At 32.6% G+C, this 21,639-nt stretch carries 20 protein-coding genes; 15 read left to right on the top strand and 5 right to left on the bottom strand.

The window, feature by feature from the left end:
* The first annotated feature begins 132 nt into the window (after positions 1-132).
* The 6 genes from H2O64_RS19880 (at position 133) to H2O64_RS19855 (ending at position 4,376) form a co-directional block, all read left to right on the top strand.
* Positions 133-798, top strand: a complete 666-nt coding sequence (locus H2O64_RS19880; protein WP_215907198.1) for a phage tail protein — start codon at positions 133-135, stop codon at positions 796-798.
* A gap of 67 nt (positions 799-865) precedes the next feature.
* On the top strand, positions 866-1,474 hold the full coding sequence (locus tag H2O64_RS19875) for a phage tail protein (RefSeq protein WP_235982963.1): 609 nt from the start codon (positions 866-868) through the stop codon (positions 1,472-1,474).
* 478 nt (positions 1,475-1,952) lie between these two features.
* Complete coding sequence (locus H2O64_RS19870; RefSeq protein ID WP_187563983.1) at positions 1,953-2,387, top strand: TIGR02594 family protein; 435 nt, start codon at positions 1,953-1,955, stop codon at positions 2,385-2,387.
* Positions 2,374-2,814 carry a phage holin family protein gene (locus H2O64_RS19865; protein ID WP_187563982.1) on the top strand — a complete coding sequence of 147 codons (441 nt, stop codon included), beginning with the start codon at positions 2,374-2,376 and terminating at the stop codon, positions 2,812-2,814. The genes H2O64_RS19870 and H2O64_RS19865 overlap by 14 nt, the downstream gene beginning before the upstream one ends.
* Complete coding sequence (locus H2O64_RS19860) at positions 2,811-4,148, top strand: hypothetical protein (protein WP_187563981.1); 1,338 nt, start codon at positions 2,811-2,813, stop codon at positions 4,146-4,148. Before H2O64_RS19865 ends, H2O64_RS19860 begins: the two co-directional genes overlap by 4 nt.
* 66 nt (positions 4,149-4,214) lie before the next feature.
* Entirely contained in the window at positions 4,215-4,376 is a 162-nt protein-coding gene (locus tag H2O64_RS19855) for a hypothetical protein (protein ID WP_187563980.1), read from the top strand.
* 280 nt (positions 4,377-4,656) lie between these two features.
* On the opposite strand, the gene H2O64_RS19850 is transcribed toward H2O64_RS19855, so the two are convergent.
* Complete coding sequence (locus H2O64_RS19850; protein ID WP_187563979.1) at positions 4,657-4,971, bottom strand: hypothetical protein; 315 nt, start codon at positions 4,969-4,971, stop codon at positions 4,657-4,659.
* 106 nt (positions 4,972-5,077) lie between these two features.
* On the opposite strand from H2O64_RS19850, the gene rnpA reads away from it, so the two are divergent.
* Together rnpA and H2O64_RS19840 are read left to right on the top strand one after the other, a co-directional pair.
* A complete protein-coding gene (gene rnpA, locus H2O64_RS19845; protein WP_187563978.1) occupies positions 5,078-5,470 on the top strand; it encodes a ribonuclease P protein component in 393 nt (130 codons plus the stop codon).
* 42 nt (positions 5,471-5,512) lie between these two features.
* On the top strand, positions 5,513-7,150 hold the full coding sequence (locus H2O64_RS19840) for a S41 family peptidase (protein ID WP_187563977.1): 1,638 nt from the start codon (positions 5,513-5,515) through the stop codon (positions 7,148-7,150).
* A 289-nt stretch (positions 7,151-7,439) separates the two neighbouring features.
* Here H2O64_RS19840 and H2O64_RS19835 read toward each other — a convergent pair whose 3' ends face one another.
* Positions 7,440-7,889, bottom strand: a complete 450-nt coding sequence (locus tag H2O64_RS19835; protein WP_187563976.1) for a GNAT family N-acetyltransferase — start codon at positions 7,887-7,889, stop codon at positions 7,440-7,442.
* A 307-nt stretch (positions 7,890-8,196) separates the two neighbouring features.
* Between H2O64_RS19835 and H2O64_RS19830 the strand changes: the two genes are divergently transcribed.
* From H2O64_RS19830 to H2O64_RS19805, 6 genes are all read left to right on the top strand, one after another.
* Positions 8,197-11,637, top strand: coding sequence for a hypothetical protein (locus H2O64_RS19830; protein ID WP_187563975.1), 3,441 nt, complete (start codon positions 8,197-8,199; stop codon positions 11,635-11,637).
* A 119-nt stretch (positions 11,638-11,756) separates the two neighbouring features.
* The gene (locus H2O64_RS19825) at positions 11,757-13,802 is read left to right on the top strand and encodes a hypothetical protein (RefSeq protein ID WP_187563974.1); all 2,046 of its coding nucleotides are present in this window, start codon (positions 11,757-11,759) and stop codon (positions 13,800-13,802) included.
* Positions 13,803-13,806: 4 nt separating this feature from the next.
* A complete protein-coding gene (locus tag H2O64_RS19820; RefSeq protein ID WP_187563973.1) occupies positions 13,807-14,607 on the top strand; it encodes an EndoU domain-containing protein in 801 nt (266 codons plus the stop codon).
* Between the two features lie 17 nt (positions 14,608-14,624).
* The gene (locus H2O64_RS19815) at positions 14,625-15,011 is read left to right on the top strand and encodes a hypothetical protein (protein WP_187563972.1); all 387 of its coding nucleotides are present in this window, start codon (positions 14,625-14,627) and stop codon (positions 15,009-15,011) included.
* 168 nt (positions 15,012-15,179) lie between these two features.
* Positions 15,180-15,536 carry a hypothetical protein gene (locus H2O64_RS19810; protein WP_187563971.1) on the top strand — a complete coding sequence of 119 codons (357 nt, stop codon included), beginning with the start codon at positions 15,180-15,182 and terminating at the stop codon, positions 15,534-15,536.
* 200 nt (positions 15,537-15,736) lie between these two features.
* Positions 15,737-16,210 (top strand): SMI1/KNR4 family protein, encoded by a 474-nt coding sequence (locus H2O64_RS19805; protein WP_394368168.1) that lies wholly within the window; start codon positions 15,737-15,739, stop codon positions 16,208-16,210.
* A gap of 101 nt (positions 16,211-16,311) precedes the next feature.
* Here the strand turns inward: H2O64_RS19805 and rpiB are convergent, their stop codons facing one another.
* The 3 genes from rpiB to H2O64_RS19790 all read right to left on the bottom strand — a co-directional run bounded on the left by rpiB (position 16,312) and on the right by H2O64_RS19790 (position 19,120).
* Positions 16,312-16,746: a ribose 5-phosphate isomerase B gene (gene rpiB, locus H2O64_RS19800; protein ID WP_187563969.1), complete on the bottom strand. Its 435-nt coding sequence runs from the start codon at positions 16,744-16,746 to the stop codon at positions 16,312-16,314.
* A gap of 797 nt (positions 16,747-17,543) precedes the next feature.
* On the bottom strand, positions 17,544-17,786 hold the full coding sequence (locus H2O64_RS19795; RefSeq protein ID WP_187563968.1) for a DUF2007 domain-containing protein: 243 nt from the start codon (positions 17,784-17,786) through the stop codon (positions 17,544-17,546).
* Between the two features lie 416 nt (positions 17,787-18,202).
* On the bottom strand, positions 18,203-19,120 hold the full coding sequence (locus tag H2O64_RS19790; RefSeq protein WP_187563967.1) for a diacylglycerol/lipid kinase family protein: 918 nt from the start codon (positions 19,118-19,120) through the stop codon (positions 18,203-18,205).
* A 314-nt stretch (positions 19,121-19,434) separates the two neighbouring features.
* On the opposite strand from H2O64_RS19790, the gene rnr reads away from it, so the two are divergent.
* Positions 19,435-21,630 carry a ribonuclease R gene (gene rnr, locus H2O64_RS19785; RefSeq protein ID WP_187563966.1) on the top strand — a complete coding sequence of 732 codons (2,196 nt, stop codon included), beginning with the start codon at positions 19,435-19,437 and terminating at the stop codon, positions 21,628-21,630.
* The last annotated feature ends 9 nt before the right edge of the window (positions 21,631-21,639 follow it).

Below are 21,639 nucleotides of genomic sequence, written 5' to 3'. Positions count from 1 at the left end.
TAAGGAATGATTTCATCATCTATAAAAAGAAGGGTAATTCATCTTAAATGTAAGTTTATTCTTTAAATTATTCATAAATTGAAGTACTATTCTTTAAAAACACATTATTGACAACATATAATATTATTTATCATGAAACGATCCATAGAAACATTAAAATCCTATTACGAAACAGGAGACAAACCAACAGAACAACAATTTGCAGATTTAATCGATAGTTTAGCAATGCCAATGATTGGTGAAATTAAAACCGTAGGCTTTGCTACTGTTCCTAGTGGCTGGGCAAAATGTGACGGACAATTGCTCAATATTTCCGACTACGGAACATTATTTAATTTAATCGGAACTACGTATGGCGGTGATGGAACTACCACTTTTGCATTACCTAATTTACAAGGAAAAACGATGATCCATAACGATCCAACATACAGTTTGGGGCAAACCGGTGGAACAACAGAAAACACACTTTCAGAAAATCAACTTCCTACACACAATCATGATGTTGGAACTTTAGCAGCTTCCCACACGTTGAGTGGAACAGTTAGAGCCAAAGAAGATGAAGGATTCTCTGATGAGGCAGCAGGAAATGATTTTGTATCAGGAATACCGAAAAGTTATACTGATACTCCAACTGATATGGCATTAATGGCGGCCGGCAACGTAGTTATTTCAGGAAACATTTCACTTTCTGGAACAACAGCTACTAATGGAAGTTCAACTCCAGTAAATAACATGCAACCATACCTAGTTGTAAATACAATTATGGCTTTGGAAGGAATCAATCCTTTGGCAAGTTAATCACAACCGATATATTCAAAAGCACCTTTTTATATCAAAAATTTATTTAATAATAATACAATTTATCATGAAACAATCTATTGAAACATTAAAATCCTACTACGAAACAGGAGACAAACCAACAGAACAACAATTTGCAGACTTAATTGATAGTTTAGCAATGCCAATGATTGGCGAAATTAAAACCGTAAGTTTTGCTACTGTTCCTAGTGGCTGGGCAAAATGTGACGGACAATTACTCAATATTTCCGACTACGGAGTATTGTTTAATTTAATTGGAACCACGTACGGTGGTGACGGAACCACAACTTTCGCATTACCTGACTTAAGAGGAAGATCTCCTATTCATATAGGAAATGGACCAGGACTTTCTGCTATTAATTTAGGTCAAAGTGATGGTGCTGAAACCAAAGTATTGGGTGTCACAGAATTACCAAGTCATACGCATTCAGGAGCAATTAAAGTTTCTAATGTCATTGCGGATGATGATGTGGCAGGCTCTAATGTATCCATAGGAGCATCAGAAATCTACGTAGAAAGTGCTGCCAATACAGACTTAGCAACTGGAACTGTAACTCTTAGTGATACAGGAGACGGGCAAGCATTTGATATCAGAAATCCATTTTTAGGAAGTAATTACATTATTGCTTTAGAAGGAATCGATCCTTTGGCTTAGTTAAAAACGTATTGTTATAACGTTTTTAAAAATCCCTTCGGCTCAGAAGGGATTTTTTTAGTCTCAATCTTCATAGTAAACAAGTTGTTATTCACTTTAAAGTAAACACTAACAACGCTTTCCAACAAAAAACAGAAAAAACAATTATTATTTTGTAATATGTTTGTTTTATGTTGTAATATGTTTTATATTTGTCTTCGCTTTTCTAATGAACGGTACATCTTTTTGTACGATTCGTATTTAAAAAACACTGTTGAGGAGAATCTTAATACGCATGCAAAGCCTTATTCTGGTTAAGAAAATATAAAACACTGTTGCATCAATTATAAGTTTTTTTACTCTCAAATTAAATTCCAACATATTCATGAATATATAAATCATGCGCTAGTACTTATAGCTGCAAGAAACTAACTGTATACACAGTTAGTTTTCAGACCACATATAGTATGTATCGCTTAATCAATAAAAATTAAAAACTATGAGCTTAATTCAAAAAGCATTATCACAATATGGTGTAAGAGAAGTTGATGGTAAAATAGACAATCCCCAAATTGTTAGCTACTTTGAGATATTAGGGTACGAAGGCAATAAATTACATGACGAAACTGCCTGGTGTAGCGCATTTGTAAACTGGGTTTCTAAAACGGAAAATTATACATATAGTGGAAAATTAAATGCAAGAAGCTGGTTAACTATTGGTGAATCAACCGCAGTTCCAGCACAAGGAGATATTGTCGTATTATGGCGGGAATCTCCTAGCAGTTGGAAAGGACACGTTGGTTTTTTTATAAAACAGACCAAACGATATGTCTATATTTTGGGTGGGAATCAGAACAATAGAGTTTCTATAAAAGCCTATCCCAAAAACAGAGTTTTAGATTATCGAAAATTATCTAAACATGGAGAAAATTAAACCTTACCTATTTTGGTTATTCGCATTAATTGCGCCAATAGCCGCAGTAATGTTAACCATTGCTTTTCTAATTGTTGCAGATTTCATTACAGGAGCTTATGCTTCATACAAGAATAAAATCCCAGTGAGTAGCGAACGTATTGGAAATACGATCTCTAAATTTTTCATCTATAATTTGGTAGTATTATCAGCTTTTTTGCTAGAAAAATATATTGTAAAGGAAATTCCTTTTCAGCGTATCATTACGGGGTTTATTGCTATTGCAGAAATCAAGTCTATTTTAGAAAATTTCAATAAAATTTATGGCATCAATCCTTTTAAGGCATTAATCAATTTAATCAAAAAAAAGTCTCTTACAGATTTAGAAGAAACTATCGACATTCTTGTAAATGATAAAGAGAAAGAACAAAAAATTCAAAAAAAATGAAACAAACATTAGAAACATTAAAGTCATATTTTGAAACTGGCGATAAGCCAACACAAGCAGAATATGAAGATTTATTAGATAGTCTTGTGCATAAAGATAATATAACAGATGCAAATACTGTATTTATCGATGTGCTACATGGAGATGATGCAACAGCAGGAATTGAAAATAGAAACAAACCATTTCAAACTATTGATGCTGCAATTACAGCTTTTGAAGCAAAAAAACCACGCACAACTGAATTAACAAGTTATGAACATTCGTTTTTAACAATCGCACTAGTTTCTACTGGAACGTATCCAATAAACGGACTATTACCTCAACGTAATATACATTTTTCATCTAATGAAATTTGTACTATTGATTTAACGGATAACATTAATGAGGTTATAACAGGTGTAGAAGCAGGCACTTATTATAAATACCTTTTTTCACTTAAAAACGGAACATTACTAAATAATTCTGAAAATAAAATCAGTGGTAGTTATTTAATCTTTGAAGGAGAGTTTGATGTATTAGAAAATTATGGTGCTGCTTACAGTCTAAATGGTTTAGGAAACTTTATTGTTTATCAAGCTAATGTTACTTATAAGCTTTTAAAAGGTAGAGGAAGTGTTTTTAGCACGCGAAATAGCAATGTTTCTAATACTTTCAAAGGAGATATTGAAAGCGTTGGTGGCGATTTAATGATCAATAATGAAGGTACAGGCACAAATTACTTTGATTTTGATAACGCAGAAGGTACTCATAAAGTTTCATTGGTAAAATCAGGATTGTCAAACCGTAGCTATGTTAATTTTGGAAAACATAAACCTAACGTTAGTAGCGAGATTATGAAGATTGGTACTCTTGGGAAAATTTTTATTAATTTCAAAAGTAATGCTGAAGTATATGGGTCTTTTAATGCTGGAGAAACTCACTTAGCAGGAAGTAAAGTTACTGTAAATGCTTCTTTAGCTAGATTACAGGGTAAACTATTTTTCGACAACCTTTCAGTAGTATCAACTACAAATTTATGCTCAGTTATTAGTGGTGGTGCTCAGTTTTTTATAAAGGACTCTCATCTTGAAGTCGCTTCAAGTTTAGTTGCTATTGAAACAAACACTGCTTTCAATACAGATTCGCTGGTTTTTATAGGTCACAATACTGTATACCAAACAGGAACTCCTGGTTCAAATTTGGTAACTAAATATGCCACAGCAAATCCTACGAACTTTAGCTCAAAAGTTGAACTTCAAAATTCCTTAATTACCAATGGTGTTTTAAACACAACAATTACAGGAAATTCAGATTCGATAGCTACATTGACTATTGGTACTACAAATACGTATTAAAATTCAATACTTTTTATTTACATCAGGGCCTTTGCAAAACAAAGGCTCTTTTTATCACTAATCATTATGAAAAGGATACAAATATCTACGGATCGAATATTGCTTGTAATTATTATTGTTTTATTGTGGTGCAGTACACTCATAAAAGCATGCGAAAGTGATTCTCATATCAATCCTGAGCCAAAATTTGCTCATGTAGAAGATGCTAAAAAATATCTTATCAATTGATAAACACAAAATTTGAAAAACTATAAGTTTTAATCATTACATGAAGTTTTATCAGTCTTTTTTATCTTTTTTTGATCTTGACCAAACAATTAAAAAGATGAAAATAATAACGGTCATTACTAGTAAAGCCGCTCCTAAAAAATAATCTTCTTCCTGGGTTTGTGGTAAAAGCAGTGTATTATAAAATGTTTGATTTAAAAGTATCATACCTTATATATTAAACTCAAAATTAAGGATTATAACACGATAAAATCAATGATATTAATCAGCTTTGGAGGTTTTATATCAAAACTATAATTGCAATGATCAACCCTATCAGTATGAGCGTCAACAAAAGCTCTATTGTATAGGGTTTATTATATTTTTTAGAAGTGACTTTTATGGTTTCTTCGGACTCTTTCTCTTTTAGTTGTTCGTTGATGTTTTCTACACTTGAAAGATCGCGCTCATTAAAAAAATACTCTGAAAACTTTGAGTCTGGGATTTCTCTTTTCACAAACTTTATCTGTTGTGCTTTCAAAGCATTATCAAAGAAGTGTTCTGCTTCTTCATTGGTAAATAACTTAAAATATCGTTCTAATTTAACTTTCTTCATTGTGGTCCGTGTAGATTAAAGATAGTAAATACAATCATATACCAAGTAAACTTCAAAATAAACGAGTAAATTTGTTTCTATTTTTACCAAGATTCAACATGTTTTCATGAAATTAGGTTTTCCAAAAGAAGAAAGATTAAAGAGTAAAAAGTGCATTGATCTGCTTTTCAGTGAAGGAAATGCTGTGTCAAAATTTCCGCTTAGACTAATATACGTAGCAACTGATTTGCCAAACGAGATTCCCATTCACGCTGGTGTTTCGGTTACAAAAAGAAGATTCAAAAAAGCAGTCACACGAAATCGAATTAAAAGATTAATGCGTGAAGCCTATCGGTTGCATAAAAATGATGTTTTTAACAAAATAACAACATCCTATGCTTTTATGTTTTTGTATATTGGAAAACAAGAACCGACTTTTGAAGAAATTGAAACGTCAATGGTTCAATTGTTGCAAAAGTTTTTAGACAAAATTGAAACAACAAATACATCCGAAAAATAATCGTACGAAGCTATCTTTCTAGCTATTAATGAAATAATAAAGATGAAAAAACTATTCAAAAAACGAATTATAATACCAGTACTAGCAATTACACTTCTATTTGGTTCCGTAAGTTTTAAAAGTGATTTTTTCGAAATCGCGAAGCAAATTGAAATATTCACCACCATGTTTAAGCAATTAAATATGAATTATGTGGATGAAACAAACCCGGCTGAATTGATGGATGGAGCCATCAAAGAAATGCTGAGTGATTTAGATCCGTATACAAAGTTTTACAACGAGCAAGATGTAGAAGCAGCTAAGATTAGAAACACCGGTGAATACTCAGGAATTGGCGCATCTATTCGAAGAAATAAAAATAAAATTACCATTATTGAACCCTACAAAAACTATCCTGCAGATAAAGCTGGATTGAAAGCGGGTGATGAAATCATAAAAATTGGTGACATTGTAATTGCTGATTTTAAAGAAGATACTGGCGAATTACTCAAAGGTGCTGCCAACAGTAAAGTAACTATTGTATACAAACGTCAAGGAAAACAATACACTACAGAATTAGTACGAAGCAAAATAGAAGTTGATGCAGTTCCTTTTTATGAAATGATTGACGATAAAACCGGATATATTGTACTAGCAAAATTTAACAAAAAAGCAAGTGCACAAACCAAAGAAGCGTTAGAAAAACTCAAAGAAGATGGCGCAGAACGTATTGTATTAGATCTACGAAGTAATCCTGGAGGATTATTGCGTGAATCTATTGCTATTGTGAATCTTTTTGTTCCAAAAGGAGAAGTGATTGTGGTTACAAAATCGAAAGTAAAAAAATACAACAGAGAATATAAAACCAGAAAACAGCCTGTTGATACCGAAATTCCGTTAGTTGTTTTAGTTAATGGGAGAAGCGCTTCTGCAAGCGAAATTGTTTCTGGAGCATTGCAAGATTTAGACAGAGCTGTGGTAATTGGCGCGCGTAGTTTTGGAAAAGGATTGGTTCAACAACCTAAAAAGTTAACCTACGGAACACAATTAAAAGTCACTATTTCAAGATATCATACACCTTCAGGACGTTGTATTCAGGCATTAGATTACTGGAATAGAGATGAAGATGGAAACGCTGTAAGAACCGATGCAAATGATTATACAGCTTTTAAAACAAAGAAGGGAAGAACTGTGTATGATGGTGGTGGAATCAATCCAGATATTGAAATTGCTTCACAAAAAACAAGCGACTTCACTAAATCGTTGATCGGAAACTTGATCATTTTTGACTACGCAACCGAATTTTACAACCAAAATTCATTCGCAACAATGAATGACTTTTCTTTTGATGCTTCAAACTATGACAAATTCAAGCAAAGTGTAGTTTCTGACGGATTGGATTATTACGAAACAAATACTGAAAAAGAACTCAAAAAAATAATGAACACCAAAGAAGCGGAAGATTTTGGCGAAGGTGTTTCTAAAGAATATAGCGAATTATTAGCATCGATCAAGCAAAGCAAATTAGAAGCTTTAGACACCTATAAAATGGAAATTGAAACAGCCCTTCAAAGCGAAATTTTAAAGCGTTACTTCTACCGTGAAGGCTTATATGAGTATCAATTAACACATGATGAAGCGATCAAAGCAGCAACTGCGTTATTGGCAAACAAAAGTAAATACGACGAAATTTTAAACTAAAATTAGACGTTCCAGTTAAAATTTAACGAGCCACATTTGGTGCATGAAGTATATTCAAGGCTGTTAAGTTCTGTATCACAACGATTGCATTTTCTATATTCTAAATTGATGTGCATCATAACGAACTTTGCATTTCTAAGAGTCATGTAGTGCATATTCCTCATTTCCTTGACAGCTTTCAAAGGAGACGTTTTACTTATTTCTAATACTTTTTTCTTTTCATCTAAAGAAAAATTAGGAATATCAAACGCTTCATCCGGATTGCATCTTTTACAGCTAATTTCCATACTTACCCGTTTCTAACCATACCAATATGCGGAATTCCGTCTTCTAAATACTCCTCGCCTACTTGTTCAAAATTATGCGACTCATAAAATTTCTTCAAATACGTTTGTGCTGAAATTTTAATACTTTTCTTGTTATAATGTTGTTGAATTGCTTCAATAGAAGCTTTCATAATATCATGCCCATATCCAAACGCGCGTGCTGTTGAAGAAACCACTACTCTACCAATACTAGCTTTCTCAAAATAATCGCCTGCGTCAAAAATTCGTGTATACGCCACTATTTTTTCATCTTCGTCCGTGCCAATCACGTGCAATGCTTTTCGATCTTTTCCATCAATATCTTGATACACGCAATCTTGTTCCACGACAAAAACTTCACTTCGCAACTGTAGCGTATCATACAGTTCATCAATCGTAAATTCTTGAAGTTGTTTTACTTTTACTCTTAGCATAGGTTTGGTAATCAATTTATTATAAACGCATTAAAACATTTTACAAAAATAAATGTAATATGTTTTAGGTTGTGTTGTAATATGTTGTATATTTGCTTTGTTATTTATTCATAAAGCTACAAAATAATACAATGATAGCTTGAAAATATGGATTTTTAAATTTTACATGAAAGTATTCAAACATTTGATTGAATAGGATGTAAAAGTGAAATTTAGTTTTTTCAATCGTACAAGAAAAGAATACTGTTCATTAGAAAAGCCAGAACAGTTTATTCAAATACACTTAAACGATTAAAAAAATTAAAAGATGAAACAAAACATCAAGAATACATTGTACAGATTCGTTACAATGCGTGCTCCGGAACTTATTGGAGATGAAGAAAAAGAATTAGGATTTGTACAGTATCCTGATTATTCACCAAGTGCTTTTATTGCTCCTGCTTCTCAGGCAACCACAGAGACAGAACGCAAACAAGCCATCGCAACTGCCGTTGGTTCATACAGCGCTCACTTCAATACTGTTATAGAATTAAAAACAGACCTTTCTGGCTTTTATGAATTTGTTAAATGGTTCAATGCCAACAAAAAAACATTGACTGTAACAGAAGCTGATGCTAAAATTGCAAGTGGCCCTTTCGCATATGATATTACTGAAATTTGGGACGATTTACATTATAACATTCTCACCAACGGCGATCCGTATTTACGAGACTTATTACTTTCATTTATCGTTGCGAGCTTTTTTATCGATAGTGCAACTAACGTAGATACTGATGAAGCATATAGAAAATTAGCATGTGCTAAAGTAATTATAGATAAGTCTTTATTTACCAATGAAGTGGCTACAGTAACTACAGATAAAAATGCTCCTATTTCTGAAAAAAACTTAAAAAGAGAAACGGATGCATTTATGGCTCAAGAGTACAACAAAGAGCTTAAAAAAATTGCAAAAGAAGTTGAAAAAGCATCCAAAAAACACAGAAGAGAAAATCAAAAAAGTAGAGATGCATATCAAAAAACATACGATGTAGCTGTAAAAGCGGCATATGGTGCTGCAACAATTGTAGAACGCGTAGTAACGGATCCTGATACTGGGGAAACGTCGGTTGTAAAAGAATATCAAAATTTAACGATTCCAGAGTACACCTTTATTGAAACTGATCAATTAGATAAAACTGTTTTAGCTAGTACCATAAGTAATGAAGCTGTTAACTATATTACAGAAGTTCAAACTGAACACGGAATCACTACTTTAGATGAGGTAAATGCTGTACTTTCTGATGAAATTCTAACAAATACAGCAACAACTTTTGATAATATTGATTTCGGAACCACACAAGTTGTAACTGTTGGAGGTACTACAGTACCTGTTTCGACTACTCCATCAAACCCATTTAGTTTTAGAGTTTGTTCTCGTAAATCTGCTGGAAGTTCTCAGTATGTTGTTGGAATAACTTTAAGTATGCCAAATGCATCTTACAGTGTAGCAAATATGCTCTACACAATGCATTTTGCAAATGAATCTAGTAATACCAATGGTTCCTTCGCAGAAGCAAAAACAGATAATTCAATTTTTTTGAAACTGTATGGTGGTCTAATTGACTTAGATGAGCCTGTGAGTGAATTTTCTGGAACAATTACATTTACAAATGGAGATACATACGACTTTACAGTTCCAGACCTTGTAAAAGGTCAATGTTTCAACGGAAAATTAACCGCATCTATTGATAGTGGTGGTAATCCAATAGCTGAAGTACCTGTAGTATATGGTGTGCAACGTTTAGGAATTGCAGATTATCGTAAAGTAGAACAAGAAGTTTGTTGCTATGTTCCGGGGGAAGTTTCACACATTGAAAACATCATGGCACGTGAATACAAATCGAAAGACACTAAACGCACACGTCGTCAAGAAACTACAGATACTTTTTCTAGTGAAACGGAAAGAGAAAACCTTACCGAAACTACATCGACTGATCGTTTTGAAATGAATCAAGAAATTGCTTCGATGACTGCGCAAGATCAATCTATGAATGCAAGTGCAGGAGTTCGTTGGGGAACACCTGGAGGAAGTTTTGGAGGTAATGCAAGCGCAAGTTTTGCAAACAATACATCTTCTGAAACATCAGAAAGTCAAGCAATTACACATGCCAAAGAATTAACCGAAAGAGCACTAGACAGAGTTGTACAAAAAGTACGTGAAGAACGTGTTACAAAAGTCATTGAAGAATACGAAGAAAATACGTCGCACGGATTTGATAACCGTAAAGGAGACAAACATATTTCTGGTGTCTATCGTTGGGTTGATAAAGTATACAGAAATCAAATTCTAAACTACGGAAAACGCTTAATGTATGAATTCATGATTCCAGAACCTGCTTCTTTTCATGAGTTAGCGATCGAATTAAGTAGTGGAGAAGACATTCTTGTTGAGCCTGTAGATCCAAGAACTGCTTCTGTTGAAAGTATGCCAAACCATGAAGCTGTTGATGAAGCTACCTATACACATTGGGCAGCTATTTACAATGCTGATGTTAATCCTATTCCATTAAATAAAGTTTCTGTAACTAAAGCATATAGTAAAGATGATATGGCCATCAACGATGGTAGATGGGCGCATGCAGGTGACGAGAGCGTTGAAATTCCTGAAAATTATTATGCAGAAAGCTACTCCGGATATTTTACACTCAAGCAAGGAAATCATTCTGGAACTTGGGTACGACACGGAGATATAGTTGTTGGAGGAAACAAACATTCTTTCAACCAAGTAGACAACAAGCAAATTAATGGAAGTTTCTCAAATAATAAAGTAATTGAATCTTTGGAGTTTTCTGTAACTTCTTGGGATGTTGGTGCATATGCATTTAACTTACGTGTTGATTGTGAACTAAGACCTGAAGCTAAAGAGGCTTGGCAAATCGAAACCTTTAATACTATCATTGAAGCCTATGAAGAGCGTTTAGCAGAATATAAAGAAAAGTATGCTGCGCAGCAAGAAAAGCAGAAAGAAGCAATTACTATTAATCCTGGTTTCTACAGAGAAATTGAAAAAACGGTGTTGCGTAAAAACTGTATTACCTACTTATTAGGTCATGAAAACATAGGGAAAAACATGATTAATAATAGAGACTCTCTTACTGGAATTACAGCAAACTACACTAATGTTGCTTTAAACAACTATGCGGCACAAGTAAAATTCTTTGAGCAAGCTTTTGAATGGGATATTATGAGCTACAACTTCTATCCTTTCTATTGGGCAAACAAGGAAAAGTGGGGAGAATTATACCAAGTCAAAAATAATGATCCATTATTCAGAGCCTTTTTGCAAAGTGGAATGGCGCGTGTTATCATTACAGTGCGTCCAGGGTTTGAAGAAATGGTGAACTGGTATATGGCAACAGGACAAATTTGGAATGGTGGACAAGTACCAACACTTGACGATGAAGAATTTGTATCGATTGTAGAAGAATTACGTAATCCTGAAAGTGAAGTAGAAGAAACATGGGAAACGCGTGTACCAACCTCATTAACAGTGATTCAAGCAGGCGCTATCGGACTCAATGTTGATGGATTACCATGCGACACGGATTGTGACGATTGGTTGCAGTTTGACTCAGATGGAAACCCTGTCTTAGACGCGGATGGAAACCCAATTTCTGACAACCCAATTGTTCCCATCGATGATTTGATCGGCGGTGATAATAGTGAAGGTGTTGGAAGTGATACGGTGAGTCCAATTATCGTTCAATAACCAAACAATTAATCACAGGTTTTATTAGAAAAAGTATGTCCCGAATTTAGTTCGGGACAGCTTTTCTACTGTCAATTTTTGACAGGAAATCTAAGTATAAATATTAAAAAAAGACAATTATGTACGCATACGAATACGGCTTACGCAATTACAATAAAAAATATCAGCCACTACCTAATATTGTTGTTTTTAATGATGAAATTATCATTGAAGATGACTCTAATGACGATTCTGAAAAGCAAATCATAGACGAATCAAAGATTCTTGGAAATCCTAGTCATGAGCCAGAATTTCATGAATATGCATATTTTGAAGTAGAAAGAAGGTACGAAGGCAATTACGGATTATTAGATGGTAAAGTAGGACTAGACATAAGCATTGCAGAAGAATATATGATTCCTAATGGATACTTAGGAGATTTAGGAAACAATAATACTATTGACGACTATAACGATGATGGTTTTCAAGTGTATAAATACAATGATCGCTATTTTGCGAAAATTGTTACCCTAGATTTTTTACAATTTGCATACCCAGGGTATTCTGCGGTAAATGCGATGAAACTATATAAAGAATTTAATCTTGATCAAGTAACAGTAATTTCGCCTCCTAAGAATAAATTAAAAAAGAAGATTTTCGCACTTTCTAATAAGTTTCTAAGAGAGCTAAAAAACAATCCTGACATTTCAGTCATTTTCTTTTTCTCAAATGATGGAGCAAAAATAGACAATACGCATATCACTATTGATAAAATTAGAGACAATGAAATTGTATTTTTCTTAGAAAAAAGTGATAGTTATAACATTTTTGGATCTGTAGCGCGTGTACTTACTGGGGCTAACATAAATAAAGCTGAAATGTTTCCCGCAAAAGCCATTGCAAAATTAGCAAAATTACTTAATGTAAATACTGATGAAGATCAGATTAAGAACATTGCTAATGCACACATAGAAAAAAAGAAAAAAAAGGATGAATGGGGAATTTTATACTTTTTAGGGAAGGCTGTAGATCTCATTGTAAGTACAGGAACTTGGTTAATTAAGAAATCATTTGGAGATGGTTTAATAGCGCTAGGGGACGGAATTACAAGTTTAAAATTTGGAGGACATCGCTGGAAATACTACGATAAAGAAGGAAATCCTGACCCTAAATTCAACCCTATTTTTCCAGGTCTTAAAGCGCTAATTGATACTTTACAAACTTCTAAAGAAGAAGCTCTAGAACAGGAAGCTTCTTTTAAAGAAACAAAAAAAAATATACTAAAAGGATATAATGATTTCATGGATCTTATACCTCATGAAACGCTTCGAGATTATCTTAAAGTAAAGCTACAATTCATTCCTAAAATGTTAGCTAAGCTCTCTGAATTATATGCAAAATTTATCAATTTTCTAAAAGGTGGATTAGCTTCAACACTTATTTACTTAAATGCACTATTTATAGGTGTAGTCAACAGTCTTATTGAAGCTATTGGAGGAATTATTTCCTTGGTTGGAATGATTTTAAGCTTACCATATTACTTATATCAAGCAGCTAATAATGAAAAAAAAGGTTCTTATGTAAGTTTAGTTTTTGAGCTTTTAGAAAATGGAATTGAAGGGTTTGTAAAATTATTTTCTCTTAAAAATTTAGGTGCAGTAATCGGTTTTGCTTTAAAAGCAGCAGATTTAGCAAAAACTACTTTTTCTAAACCAGAAACCATTGTGACTCAATTTGAAAAAGGCGCATCCTTTGTCAGAACGCACATGGATAATATTGGCTATGTAATAGGATATATTATTGGGTTCGTTTTAGAAGAAGTCTTAATTGCACTGGCAACTTTAGGTACAGGAAATATAGTACAAGCATTTGCAGTCACCGCAGATTCTCTTAAAAAACTACTTACTGCACCTAAAAGAATAGCGAGATTTTCTGTAAATAAAACAGGAGATTTTATAAAGGCAATGGTGGCTTTATTCAATAAAATAAAAAAGTTTGACCTCAAAAAAGCATTAGATACATTACTTGTGTGGATTCGTAAGCTTGTATCTACCACGAAAAAATTAGCTCAAGAATCTTTTGAGAAATTTTTCAGCAAAAAAGCTAAAAAAAATATGGGAGATGCAAAATATGAGCCTTCGGGAATTACAAATGGTCGTATACAATTCTGTCCAATAAAAACATAAAGTTATGGGAAGACTAATAAAAAAGCTTCTTAAATATTGGGAAGAAAAAAGAAAAAGAAAAGCTTTATTAAAAAAGGATGGCTTTAAAATAGTGTATAAAAGAGATACTTCTATTGTTTTAGGTTGTTTTAATGTTTCTACACCACCAAAAAATGGTAGAGTTGATTTAGAAGATTATAATGGTAATATTTTTAAAAAAAATATTACTGCTGAAGATGCTCCTAAATATATGAAAGAATATGACGATGCTGCTTCTGCTAAAGGTATTACTACTAAGCAACATTTGGATAGTTTAGCTAACGCGAAAAAACTAAGAAAGTCTGCTTATGATGATTTTGTAAGGACTCTTTCGAGGCAAAATTTTGATGAATTAATTGAACATATTTTTAATGGCCACTTAAGATCAACAACAATTGGAAGAGGGAGAAATAGATCTAGAGTTCCATCAACAAAAGGAATACATAGTGAAGACTTATTAGATGGTATAAGAAATAGAGTAAAACCCGGATCTAGACGTCCACCAAATCCAATAGATGATGAAATTTATAGGGCTCAAGTACAAATGAGAGATGGGAATGGAAATTGGATTGATAAACTTAATCGTGGAAATAATACAATCACTACAACTATGTTTCCTAAGAATTGGGATAAACAACGTATTTTGGAAGAAGTAGCGTTTGCTTTTAAGAATAAAATTCGTGATATTTCAAAAACAGTACATTATGAAGGTACATCAACTAATGGTATGAAAATAATTTTTGTTATTGATAATAATGGAATTGTAAAAACTGTATACCCTATTTAACTTAATATAATATAATAATGTTAGAATATAAATTTTATAAATGGACTCCTTCTACAAAGGAGTATTTGAAAGTAAGATTAGAAGAACCTTACGACTATCTTAGTATGATATTTGAAGGTAATGAAACTAGTAATCAAATACAAAATCATATAGAAAATATAATAAAAGTAATAAATGGAAATCCAACAACTAGTTACAGTATAGAAAATCAATCAGGTTTTATAGGCTATGCTTTTGCAGCTGATCCTTCAGAAACTGAATATCCTGAAGGTGGATTTCAAGTATTTGATTTTTTTACACTAGATGAAAAAGGTGATACTAAAGAACTTTTTATTATTCCACTAGAAGAAATTTTAAATCTTTTAAGTGGTTTCAAGTCGTTTCTAAAGCAAAACAAGAAATAACCAAAAAACCCGCAAACCTAAAAAAGTTTGCGGGTTTTTCTATAGCTATAAATCACTTAGTTACAAGCAATCTTACTTACTCTATTTTGGTGTCTTCCACCTTCAAAATCAGTGTCTAAAAAAGCACTATTTTTATAAAAATCATGTTATAGTTTATTGGGTAAAAAAATGGAATATAAATTTAAAATATATATTTGGGACGGAACTACGATTATGGGTGTAAAATCAAATCATAGTTTTTTAGAAAATATAAGAAGTTGGGATTGGACTTCACAAAAAGTTCAAAAAATAATAGATGGAGTAGAAAAACATAAAACTTTACCTGACAATGATACCGATAATCCTTTTGTGTGGGGAAATGAAGATGTTTCTGTAATGGTTAATGAAAATGGCGTTACACTTCTAGATACTTTAGCAATTCGCGCAGGAGAATCGAGTCAAGACAAAATTGTTTTAGGGCTCACACATGAAGTATTCTTAAAATTTCTAAAAGATTTCAAAACCTTTGTAGAAGAGAATAGTTGAACAATTTTTATATACTTATATAAACCAAAAACCCCGATTAGCTATCATTACGCATCGGGGTTTTATTTTACAGTAGAAAAGTTTATCACTACTTTTAATAATGGAAGATCATGCTGGTTTTATAAATTGGAACTATCAAGATAAAATTTGGGAGGAGGATGATTCCTAATTTTTTAAAAATAAAGTAATATGGAAATTAAATATTTAAAAAGTTTAGCAAAAATTCAGCTTTAGCTGGTTGGACTAATAAAGGCTTTACTATAGAAGAAATAGAAGAAATAGAATCTGAATATCTAAATGGAATGACATTTCCAAAAGCATATAAAGAATTTTTATTTTTAGCTGGAAAACATACTTTCATAGAAGCAGACATTATGGATTGGGATTGGATGATAGAAGAAGCAGAAGAACGCTTTGAACAATACAATATTCCTAAAATAAAAAGACCTATTTGGATAACTGATCAATTAGATCAATGTGAACAATTTGGATTTATTTATTTAGATGAAGGTGTAGAAGATCCTATAATTTATAATTGTCGTCCTGGTTATGTACAATTTGGTGATAAACTTATAAAGAGAAGACCACAAGGTACATTTAGTAACTACATAAATATATGTGTTGAAAGAGCTAAAATTATTGATAAATCCTTAAAAAAAAGGGGGAACATATAGTTTTGATATCGCTAAAATACTGATCTTTAAAAAAAGTATAAAAAACCCGCAAACCAAAAAAGTTCGCGGGTTTTCTATATCTCTAAATCAAGTATTCATAACTAATTACAAGCAATCTTCGCTACTCTATTCTGGTGTCTTCCACCTTCAAAATCAGTATCTAAAAAAGTATCAACCATCGCAATTGCTTGCGGGATAGACGTAAAACGCGCAGGAATACTTAAAATATTTGCGTTGTTATGTTGCCTGGCAAGCGCTACAATCTCTTTGGTCCAACAAAGTGCTGCACGTACCTTTTGATACTTATTCGCCGTCATAGCAGCTCCATTTCCGCTTCCGCAGATAATAATTCCAAACGGAACCTTTCCATTTTCCACATCGGAAGCAACTGGATGAATAAAATCTGGATAATCTACACTTGCATCGCTATCCGTTCCGTAATTTTGAACAGCGTAACCTTTCGCTTCTAAATGTGCAACAATCGCGTTTTTATAGTCGGTTCCGGCGTGGTCGTTACCGATGACAATATTTTTCATGTGTTTATATTTATTGTATTTTAAAAGGTCACATGTTGTTCGCTATTAATCACTTTTTAAAATGATATTATTTTTAACATGCTCGTTTCATAAATAAGTTGTTGTGTTTGTTGAAAACAAAGGTATGAATCGAGTTTTGAACAACCGAAAAAAGTCATTGTTAATTTCATTTCACAATAACTTCACACTGAACTCATTATACAACACTACCAATTGTTAATACTTTGTAGCTAAAAAGTGAGAACAAAATTTTGCGGGTTCAATAATTTTTACAATACAAACAAATAGCTGAGTTTACCTATTTACTTAGCACTTCTTTTTAGCAAAGTTATGAAGAGTCGCTCTCTTGATTGTTAACAAAAATTAACCAACTATTTATCAAAAAAAACCTGTGGATAAGAGTTGTTAATAACTGTTCATAACCTATCTAATCATTCTTATTTTAAATAAGTTACGTAGCTAATAAGTTGTTCATCAAATTCGATAAGAAACAATTCCTATCAAAACACTAAAAAGTTTTAGCACCTATTCACACGCTATAATAACCATCATTATTTTTTTTAAATTTATAAAAGAAAGAAATATATATAGTATTAATGTTCATAACATTTGAAACGAATTTCAATTTTTAGAAGAAAATAATCGTTGTTTTCTTTAATTATAAAATGTGTCAATTTGAACTTTTAAATAGCCATTACAGAATCTTTAAAAAATAATTGATTGTTTACTTTCGCTTTCGCGAGAAAAAAAAGGTAATCATTTCATACAGTTTGAAACTTCATGCAAAGAAGAGAAACTTACACAATCCTCAAATGCGATTGCTTGCTGTAAAAATCGTCTAAAATCTGTTTGGTAAGGGAAACATCGTTTTTATGAACTTTCAACGAGATACCGCCTAATGCGTTCGAATAAAAAGGAAATACACTCAACATCATTTCGTTTTCAAACACATATTGAATTCCTTTCTGCTCCAACACAATTCGTAAAACTGCATATTCATAAGGATAGGTAAATGTCGCTACGGTCACAAAATTGATCATACGCTAAAAAATATAAGATATAATATATTAAAAATAAGAAAACTAGTTTAAATAGTAAGTATCAACAGCTGCATTTTTCAAAGAATCTTTCTGAATTTCAACAGCTCTTGTATCGTTTTCTTTCTTTAATGAAGAATTAATATAACTACCAAACGAGAAAATACCGATCAAAAAGATCGCTATAAATAGTAGAATAACTTTATACACTCGTTTCATAATTCTGGTCCAAAATACGTTTGGTACTTTTTATATAGACGTAAGATAAGCAGAAATGTTACACTTTATTTAAGATTTATTTAACTTTTTTTTAAGAAAGTTAAATTTAGAAGCTTCAAAAGCTACTTTTTAAGAACGTAATTTCGAGTGATTTTTGATTAAAAATAGCAGTATCGAGTAACATTTCTAAGTGATTTCAATTATTTTAAAACAACAAACACCAACGCTTTTGGTAAAATGTTTGCTGTAAATCCACCAGTTCCAATCAATTCGCCATCAGCTTGAATAAATACATTTGGTGCTGAAGTTTCAATCGTAACTTCATTTGTTTTAAAAGTTTCTACCAATGGATGATTCGTAATAGATCCATTAAACAAACGAACAACATTTACTAATAACTTCCACAATGTAAAATGTTTAGCTACAGAAACATCAAACAAACCATCTGCCGGATGTACGTCTTTAGTTAACTGCATTCCGCCACCAGAAAATTGACAAACTCCAACAATTGTTAACAACGATTTAGTTGTGAATTGCTTTTCAATAGCTTTAATACTAAACTCAGTCGATTTATAACTTGCCAAACTCAACACGGTAGAAACTAAAAAAGAAACAGCTCCTAAAAACTTCAAACGTTCATTTCGTTTCACTACATAACCATCAAAACCCAAACCAGCAACATTATTAAAAAACACCTTTTTTTCCGAATTCAACAACGAAATATGTCCAATATCTTGTAAAACACTATACTCAGCTTTAATAATAGCGACTGCTTTTTTAATATTCTTAGGAATTTTATACGTTTTTACCCAATCATTTCCAGTACCTAATGGAATCACAGCAACTTTCAATTCTTGCTGCGGAACCAATTTTTGTTCCATCAAACCATTTACAATATGATGTAAAGTTCCATCGCCGCCAACGCTCACAAACTTTCGATACCCTTTTTCCAATGCTTCAATAACCAATTCATATTCATGCTGAGGTTTTGTGGTAAACTCAAAATCGAACAAAAGCTCTTGCGCTTCAAACTCAGTAGCAATTTTTCGCCATTTTCGCTTTCCAGAGAAGCTTCCCGAAGTCGGGTTTACAATCAAAAACCATATATCTTTACGCATACATAACACTTATTTAAAGTGTTGCAAAATACGAATTGTAAAATATTAACTATATTTGCATCAGAATTTTTAATACTTCTCTCCTACTCGTTGTGTTTAAAAGAAATCGTTAATTTCTAAAACAACAATATTCCTGACAGAATTAATTTGTACTTTTCAAGAATTAAATAGCGCTAAACTTGGAATAGTAAAATCTCGATTATTGAGTAAAATTCAACACAAAAAGCAATTTCGGTATGCTTTTCAATTAACAAAAAAACAATAATAATTTACCGAAAATAAGACACGTAAAGCGTGTAAAACAGAATGATATAATGACAAGAAAGAAAAAAACAAAATCGCACAACTTACCAAACTTAACAGATGCGATTCTTCAAATATTTAAAAAGTCTTCAAACAAAGTTTTCAATTACAAACAAATAGCCGCCAAACTTAATATTACAGATACAAGCGGAAGAAATCAAATCATTAAAACAATAAAAAAGCTAAAAGCAAAGCAAAAAATTGAAGAAGTTGATCGTGGACAATACAAAGTAATTGGATCTACCGAATACTTCACTGGAATTTTAGACTTAACCGCACGCGGACAAGGCTATGTAATTTGTGAAGATTTTGAAGAAGATATCTTTGTTCCAAACAATAAACTGAACAGAGCATTAAATGGTGATGAAGTAGAAATTTACGTGTACAAACGTCGTAAAAACAACAGACCAGAAGGTGAAATTACAAACATCATAAAACGTAAAAAAACAGAATTTGTGGGTGTATTACAAATTCAGAAAAACTTTGGATTCGTAGTCGTTTCTAATCAAAAAATGTACACAGACATCTTTGTTCCAAAAAATAAAATGAACAAAGCGGAAGATGGTGACAAAGTAATCGTTGAAATTGAAGATTGGCCAGCACGTGCTGATTCTCCATTCGGAATCATTACGCAAGTACTTGGAAAACCAGGTGAACATGATACTGAAATTCACTCCATCTTAGCAGAATATGGTTTGCCTTATGAATTTCCTGCACATGTTGAAAAATATGCAAAAAAACTAGACTTATCCATTCAAAAAGAAGAAATCAAAAAACGTAGAGACATGCGCGACGTGTTAACGTTTACGATAGATCCGAAAGATGCCAAAGATTTTGATGATGCATTATCGTTTCAAACCTTGGAAAATGGAAACTACGAAATAGGAATTCACATTGCCGATGTTTCACACTATGTAAAACCAGGAAGTATCTTGGATGAAGAAGCGTACGAACGTGCAACTTCAGTATACTTAGTAGACAGAGTTGTGCCAATGTTACCAGAAGTATTATCAAATGGTGCGTGTTCATTACGTCCAAATGAAGAAAAATATACCTTCTCAGCAATATTCGAAATCAACAAAAAAGCAGAAGTTCTCAACGAATGGTTTGGACGTACAGTTACGTATTCAGACAAACGATTTGCGTATGAAGAAGCGCAAGTAATCATTGAAACAGAAGGAAACGAAATTCCTGCAGACATATCTATCACAGGAAAAGCATACAAAGTAGACAAAGCAATTGTAGAAGCTACATTAAAACTTGATGAACTAGCAAAAATAATGCGTTCAAAACGAATGCGCCAAGGTGCTATTTCGTTTGACAAAGTAGAAGTTCGTTTCAACTTAGACCAAGAAAGTAATCCGGTTGGTGTCTATTTCAAAACACAAAAAGATGCAAACAAACTAATAGAAGAATTCATGTTACTTGCCAACAGAAAAGTAGCAGCATTCATTGGAAAACAACAACCCGAAAAAACGTTTATCTATCGTATTCACGACGAACCAGACAGTGAAAAACTGGGGAATCTGCAAAACATTATTTCTCGATTTGGGTATTCATTAAATCTAAAATCACGAAAAACCACGACAAGTTCTCTAAATCAATTACTAGAAGATGTCAAAGGAAAAGGTGAACAAAACATGATTGATACGCTTGCCATTCGAAGCATGAGTAAAGCAAAATATACGACAGATAATATTGGACATTATGGATTGGCATTTGATTACTATTCGCACTTTACATCGCCAATTCGTCGCTATCCTGATGTTATGGTTCACAGACTATTACAACACTATCTAGATGGTGGAAAATCGGCAGATGCCGAAGCGTACGAAGCAAAATGTGAACATTCATCAAACATGGAAGGTTTGGCAGCAAGAGCAGAACGCGATTCTACGAAGTACATGCAAATCAAATTCATGCAAGATCACAAAGATGAAGAATTCTTAGGTGTCATTTCGGGTGTAACCGAATGGGGAATTTACATTGAAATCATTGATAACAAATGTGAAGGAATGGTGAGTATTCGCGACATAAAAGACGATTACTACACGTTTAATGAAAAGCAATATGCGCTCGTTGGAGAAGTTACCAAAAACATATATCAATTAGGAGATGAAGTATTAGTAAATGTAAAAAACACAGACTTAGTCAAACGTCACTTAGATTTCAATCTCATTGGAAAACGTGTTGAGGTAGAAGCATAATTTTTTTAA

The sequence above is a fragment of the Kordia aestuariivivens genome (assembly GCF_014397005.1).
Classification (GTDB): Bacteria; Bacteroidota; Bacteroidia; order Flavobacteriales; family Flavobacteriaceae; genus Kordia; species Kordia aestuariivivens.
This window is presented reverse-complemented; position numbering and strand designations above follow the sequence as displayed.

Bases quoted from the DNA above. Each gene is read 5' to 3' on its own strand.
- H2O64_RS19875 (WP_235982963.1), top strand. From the start codon at position 866: ATGAAACAATCTATTGAAACATTAAAATCCTACTACGAAACAGGAGAC.
- rnpA (WP_187563978.1), top strand. From the start codon at position 5,078: ATGAAATTAGGTTTTCCAAAAGAAGAAAGATTAAAGAGTAAAAAGTGC.
- rnr (WP_187563966.1), top strand. From the start codon at position 19,435: ATGACAAGAAAGAAAAAAACAAAATCGCACAACTTACCAAACTTAACA.
- H2O64_RS19870 (WP_187563983.1), top strand. From the start codon at position 1,953: ATGAGCTTAATTCAAAAAGCATTATCACAATATGGTGTAAGAGAAGTT.
- H2O64_RS19865 (WP_187563982.1), top strand. From the start codon at position 2,374: ATGGAGAAAATTAAACCTTACCTATTTTGGTTATTCGCATTAATTGCG.
- H2O64_RS19825 (WP_187563974.1), top strand. From the start codon at position 11,757: ATGTACGCATACGAATACGGCTTACGCAATTACAATAAAAAATATCAG.
- H2O64_RS19790 (WP_187563967.1), bottom strand. From the start codon at position 19,120: ATGCGTAAAGATATATGGTTTTTGATTGTAAACCCGACTTCGGGAAGC.
- H2O64_RS19855 (WP_187563980.1), top strand. From the start codon at position 4,215: ATGAAAAGGATACAAATATCTACGGATCGAATATTGCTTGTAATTATT.
- H2O64_RS19815 (WP_187563972.1), top strand. From the start codon at position 14,625: ATGTTAGAATATAAATTTTATAAATGGACTCCTTCTACAAAGGAGTAT.
- H2O64_RS19810 (WP_187563971.1), top strand. From the start codon at position 15,180: ATGGAATATAAATTTAAAATATATATTTGGGACGGAACTACGATTATG.
- H2O64_RS19860 (WP_187563981.1), top strand. From the start codon at position 2,811: ATGAAACAAACATTAGAAACATTAAAGTCATATTTTGAAACTGGCGAT.
- H2O64_RS19880 (WP_215907198.1), top strand. From the start codon at position 133: ATGAAACGATCCATAGAAACATTAAAATCCTATTACGAAACAGGAGAC.
- H2O64_RS19820 (WP_187563973.1), top strand. From the start codon at position 13,807: ATGGGAAGACTAATAAAAAAGCTTCTTAAATATTGGGAAGAAAAAAGA.
- H2O64_RS19830 (WP_187563975.1), top strand. From the start codon at position 8,197: ATGAAACAAAACATCAAGAATACATTGTACAGATTCGTTACAATGCGT.
- H2O64_RS19795 (WP_187563968.1), bottom strand. From the start codon at position 17,786: ATGATCAATTTTGTGACCGTAGCGACATTTACCTATCCTTATGAATAT.
- rpiB (WP_187563969.1), bottom strand. From the start codon at position 16,746: ATGAAAAATATTGTCATCGGTAACGACCACGCCGGAACCGACTATAAA.
- H2O64_RS19835 (WP_187563976.1), bottom strand. From the start codon at position 7,889: ATGCTAAGAGTAAAAGTAAAACAACTTCAAGAATTTACGATTGATGAA.
- H2O64_RS19840 (WP_187563977.1), top strand. From the start codon at position 5,513: ATGAAAAAACTATTCAAAAAACGAATTATAATACCAGTACTAGCAATT.
- H2O64_RS19850 (WP_187563979.1), bottom strand. From the start codon at position 4,971: ATGAAGAAAGTTAAATTAGAACGATATTTTAAGTTATTTACCAATGAA.